Origin of the sequence: Shigella sp. FC1661 (assembly GCF_001712525.1) — a bacterium.
Classification (GTDB): Bacteria; Pseudomonadota; Gammaproteobacteria; order Enterobacterales; family Enterobacteriaceae; genus Escherichia; species Escherichia coli.
The window spans coordinates 1-4619 of record NZ_MDGW01000174.1 but is presented as its reverse complement, the minus strand read 5'-3'; the positions used below and the strand labels follow the sequence as shown (position 1 = coordinate 4619).

At 46.1% G+C, this 4619-nt stretch carries 5 protein-coding genes and 1 pseudogene; 5 read left to right on the top strand and 1 reads right to left on the bottom strand.

What is annotated here, in order from left to right; translation table 11 throughout:
- From BFF42_RS11340 to mppA, 4 genes and pseudogenes are all read left to right on the top strand, one after another.
- The coding region (locus BFF42_RS11340; protein WP_000318964.1) for an integrase core domain-containing protein at nucleotides 1-286 on the top strand (286 nt) is incomplete at its 5' end.
- 64 nt (nucleotides 287-350) lie between these two features.
- Nucleotides 351-1250: a DNA-binding transcriptional regulator PgrR gene (gene pgrR / locus BFF42_RS11335; protein ID WP_000817680.1), complete on the top strand. Its 900-nt coding sequence runs from the start codon at nucleotides 351-353 to the stop codon at nucleotides 1248-1250.
- 97 nt (nucleotides 1251-1347) lie between these two features.
- Nucleotides 1348-1422, top strand: a pseudogene (locus BFF42_RS28575) (epoxyqueuosine reductase QueH); the annotation flags it as partial.
- Nucleotides 1423-1586: 164 nt separating this feature from the next.
- Nucleotides 1587-3200 carry a murein tripeptide ABC transporter substrate-binding protein MppA gene (gene mppA, locus BFF42_RS11330; RefSeq protein WP_000683019.1) on the top strand — a complete coding sequence of 538 codons (1614 nt, stop codon included), beginning with the start codon at nucleotides 1587-1589 and terminating at the stop codon, nucleotides 3198-3200.
- Nucleotides 3201-3250: 50 nt separating this feature from the next.
- On the opposite strand, the gene ynaI is transcribed toward mppA, so the two are convergent.
- Entirely contained in the window at nucleotides 3251-4282 is a 1032-nt protein-coding gene (gene ynaI / locus BFF42_RS11325) for a low conductance mechanosensitive channel YnaI (protein WP_000559900.1), read from the bottom strand.
- 178 nt (nucleotides 4283-4460) lie between these two features.
- Between ynaI and BFF42_RS11320 the strand changes: the two genes are divergently transcribed.
- On the top strand, nucleotides 4461-4619 hold a 159-nt coding region (locus BFF42_RS11320), incomplete at its 3' end, for an IS1 family transposase (RefSeq protein WP_032277379.1).

Here is a 4619-nt window from a genome sequence, read left to right as displayed (position 1 = left end):
AACACGCCAGTTCGCCCGGATGTTGGGACTTGAACCGAAGAACACGGCGGTGCGGAGTCCGGAGAGTAACGGAATAGCAGAGAGCTTCGTGAAAACGATAAAGCGTGACTACATCAGTATCATGCCCAAACCAGACGGGTTAACGGCAGCAAAGAACCTTGCAGAGGCGTTCGAGCATTATAACGAATGGCATCCGCATAGTGCGCTGGGTTATCGCTCGCCACGGGAATATCTGCGGCAGCGGGCTTGTAATGGGTTAAGTGATAACAGATGTCTGGAAATATAGGGGCAAATCCAATCATGATTAGACCTATCATTTAAATGATTAATAGATTGCATGGAGATACTGAATGAAGCGTGAAGAAATCGCTGATCTGATGGCGTTTGTCGTCGTTGCAGAGGAGCGTAGCTTCACTCGTGCAGCAGCCCGCCTGAGCATGGCGCAGTCAGCTTTAAGCCAGATAGTGCGTCGTATAGAAGAACGATTGGGATTGCGGCTTCTGACGCGAACCACGCGCAGCGTTGTTCCAACTGAAGCGGGCGAGCATTTTTTGTCTGTTCTTGGCCCTATGTTGCATGACATAGATTCAGCCCTGGCATCCCTGAGCGAGCTGCAGAACCGCCCATCCGGGACAATACGTATTACTACTGTAGAACATGCAGCAAAAACGATATTGTTACCAGCAATGCGCACATTCCTGAAATCGCATCCTGAAATTGATATTCAGCTCACCATTGATTATGGTTTGACCGATGTCGTTTCTGAACGTTTTGATGCAGGCGTCCGTCTGGGTGGGGAGATGGATAAAGATATGATCGCCATTCGAATCGGGCCAGATATACCAATGGCTATTGTTGGCTCACCGGATTATTTTTCTCGCCGAAGTGTTCCAACGTCAGTGTCACAATTAATAGATCATCAGGCAATTAATTTGTATCTTCCCACATCGGGTACAGCAAATCGCTGGAGATTAATACGCGGTGGACGTGAAGTTCGTGTTCGCATGGAAGGTCAGCTTTTACTGAATACGATAGACCTGATCATTGATGCTGCAATTGATGGGCATGGATTGGCGTATCTACCTTATGATCAGGTTGAGCGGGCTATTAAAGAAAAAAAACTGATACGTGTTTTGGATAAATTCACACCAGATTTACCCGGTTATCACCTGTACTATCCACACCGTCGACATGCTGGCTCGGCATTCTCATTATTTATAGATAGGCTGAAGTATAAAGGTGCTGTTTAGCACTACTTGCTGATACATTAATTTAATTTCTCTCTTAACGTATTCTCAGTTCCTTTCAACGTTTTGGTTATTTTTTATTCTTCGTACAATGGCGACAGATGCTGATTTTGATACCGAAAACTGGTTTGAACGTGCGAAGCCTGAACGTAGTGTTCGGTGTTCTATGTGCTTTGCCGCATTTTGGCGTCGATTATTTACACTAAATCTGATTTAATATATTGACACATAAAATATTTTATGCTTCCTGTGTCACTTTTTTGATGGAAGTTGTTTGCATTTCTTTAAGGCGAAACAAATAATTACGCATCAATTTTAATGTCGGTTAGAGGGAAACTTATGAAGCACTCTGTTTCAGTCACGTGTTGTGCGCTGTTGGTCAGCAGCATTTCTCTTTCGTATGCTGCAGAAGTTCCGAGCGGCACAGTACTGGCAGAGAAGCAGGAGCTGGTGCGCCACATTAAAGATGAGCCTGCGTCGCTGGATCCCGCTAAAGCCGTGGGCCTGCCAGAGATTCAGGTCATTCGCGATCTGTTTGAAGGACTGGTGAATCAGAACGAGAAAGGGGAGATTGTCCCCGGCGTTGCGACTCAGTGGAAAAGTAATGACAACCGTATCTGGACTTTTACCCTGCGCGATAACGCAAAATGGGCGGATGGCACACCGGTAACGGCGCAAGATTTTGTCTACAGCTGGCAGCGTCTGGTGGACCCGAAAACGCTATCGCCATTTGCATGGTTTGCCGCGCTGGCGGGAATCAACAACGCACAGGCGATTATTGATGGTAAAGCTACGCCTGACCAGCTTGGCGTCACCGCAGTTGATGCCCATACCTTGAAAATTCAGCTTGATAAACCGTTGCCGTGGTTTGTGAATTTAACCGCTAACTTTGCCTTCTTCCCGGTGCAAAAAGCCAACGTAGAAAGCGGTAAAGAGTGGACGAAACCCGGAAATCTGATCGGCAATGGCGCTTATGTTCTTAAAGAACGCGTAGTCAATGAAAAACTGGTCGTGGTACCGAATACCCATTATTGGGATAACGCCAAAACGGTACTGCAAAAAGTGACCTTCCTGCCAATTAATCAGGAATCCGCAGCCACTAAGCGTTACCTCGCGGGGGATATTGATATCACCGAATCCTTCCCGAAAAATATGTATCAGAAGCTGTTGAAGGATATTCCGGGGCAGGTTTATACGCCGCCGCAGCTCGGGACCTATTATTATGCGTTTAACACGCAAAAAGGGCCGACGGCAGATCAGCGCGTTCGCCTGGCATTAAGTATGACGATAGATCGCCGCCTGATGACCGAAAAAGTGTTGGGAACGGGCGAAAAGCCAGCGTGGCATTTTACACCAGATGTTACCGCCGGATTTACGCCGGAACCTTCGCCGTTTGAACAAATGAGTCAGGAAGAACTGAATGCGCAGGCAAAAACTTTGTTGAGCGCAGCTGGTTATGGTCCGCAAAAACCGCTGAAGCTGACGCTTTTGTATAACACTTCAGAAAACCATCAAAAAATTGCGATTGCTGTAGCATCGATGTGGAAAAAGAACCTTGGCGTAGATGTTAAATTGCAAAATCAGGAATGGAAAACCTATATCGATAGCCGTAACACCGGCAATTTTGATGTTATCCGCGCCTCATGGGTGGGGGATTATAATGAACCCTCCACTTTCCTGACATTATTAACGTCAACGCATTCAGGAAATATTTCACGCTTTAACAATCCGGCATACGACAAAGTTCTGGCCCAGGCATCGACGGAAAATACCGTTAAAGCGCGTAATGCCGATTACAACGCGGCAGAAAAAATCCTCATGGAGCAAGCACCGATTGCACCAATTTATCAATATACCAATGGACGATTAATCAAGCCGTGGCTGAAAGGTTATCCCATTAATAACCCGGAAGATGTGGCGTACAGCCGGATTATGTATATTGTGAAGCATTGATGTGATGGGAACTGGCGTTACCCTTGTGGATAACGCCAGTGATGTCTGATTTAGCGCCCCTGTTCCGGCGGTGTAATGTTATCCATATACAGCGTCTGGCTGGGGAAGGCAAAGTCCGCGCCGTGTGACTGCACAATATCGATAATCTTCAAATAAACGTCTTGTTGTGCAGCAAGCCATTCAGCCCATACCGTGGTTTTGGTAAAGCAATAAACCATAATATTCAATGACGAGTCGGCAAACTGGTTGAAATAAACCAGTAAGGTTTGTCGCTGGTCGATGGCCGGGTGATTTTTCAGCATCTCACGTACGGCTTCGACAATAACGCCCACTTTTGCCGCATCCTCATAACGTAAACCAATGGTCGTGGTAATGCGGCGGTTGGTCATTCGTCCTGGGTTTTCTACGCTGATCGACGAAAACAGCGAGTTCGGTACGTACAATGGACGATTATCAAAGGTCGTAATTTTGGTAATTCGCCAGCCAATTTCCGCTACTGTACCTTCGATATTTCTGTCCGGTGAACGGATCCAGTCGCCAATACTGAAAGGACGGTCGAAATAGAGCATGATCCCGGAAAAGAAATTACTCAGAATATCTTTTCCGGCCATACCGACAGCCAGACCACCAATACCACCAAAGGTCAGCAAGCCAGAAAGGCTCATGCCGAAATGTTCGCCATAAAGCAGAACAAGCACCACAATAATGGTGATTTTGATAATGCGCGACATAATCCGCGCACTGGTGATATCGCGACCTTTTTTAATCTGCTGTTTTTCAAACTGATTAATCAGCAAAAATAGCTTAATCGTCAGAATAACCGCAATCAGGGACGTACAGATAAAATCGATAACGCCTGGGGTGATAAATTTGAGTTTATAGTTTTCTATAACATAATTAATAATGCTACCAACAGCACTGATAATTATGGTGTAGATTAAAAATTGCACCGCATGGAATAAAAAACCTTTTCTTTTACGATTTCCGCGGCGAAACCAAAAGCTCATCAGAATCAATGCTGCGCAGCTACCGAAAATAATGACCAGATTAAGCGCATTATTTGTAAACAGTTCAGCGATCATTGTTTTATCAGGCTCCTCCAGATAATTGTCGTCATGCCGGAACCCCCTGGCGGGGCTATTTTACCGCGACAATTCATTCAGATCATCAATAGTCAGGGAAGGAAGTAGCAACATTAGCTAACTGGTAATGCTGCCAACTTACTGATTTAGTGTATGATGGTGATTTTAAGGTGCTTGCGTGGCTTCCATTTCCATCAGATGTCCTTCCTGCTCCGCTACTGAAGGCGTGGTGCGTAACGGCAAAAGCACTGCCGGACATCAGCGCTATCTCTGCTCTCATTGCCGTAAAACATGGCAACTACAGTTCACTTACACCGCCTCTCAGCCCGGTACGCAC

Excerpts from the sequence above, each read along its gene's own strand:
- ynaI (WP_000559900.1), bottom strand. The coding sequence starts at position 4,282 with ATGATCGCTGAACTGTTTACAAATAATGCGCTTAATCTGGTCATTATT.
- mppA (WP_000683019.1), top strand. The coding sequence starts at position 1,587 with ATGAAGCACTCTGTTTCAGTCACGTGTTGTGCGCTGTTGGTCAGCAGC.
- pgrR (WP_000817680.1), top strand. The coding sequence starts at position 351 with ATGAAGCGTGAAGAAATCGCTGATCTGATGGCGTTTGTCGTCGTTGCA.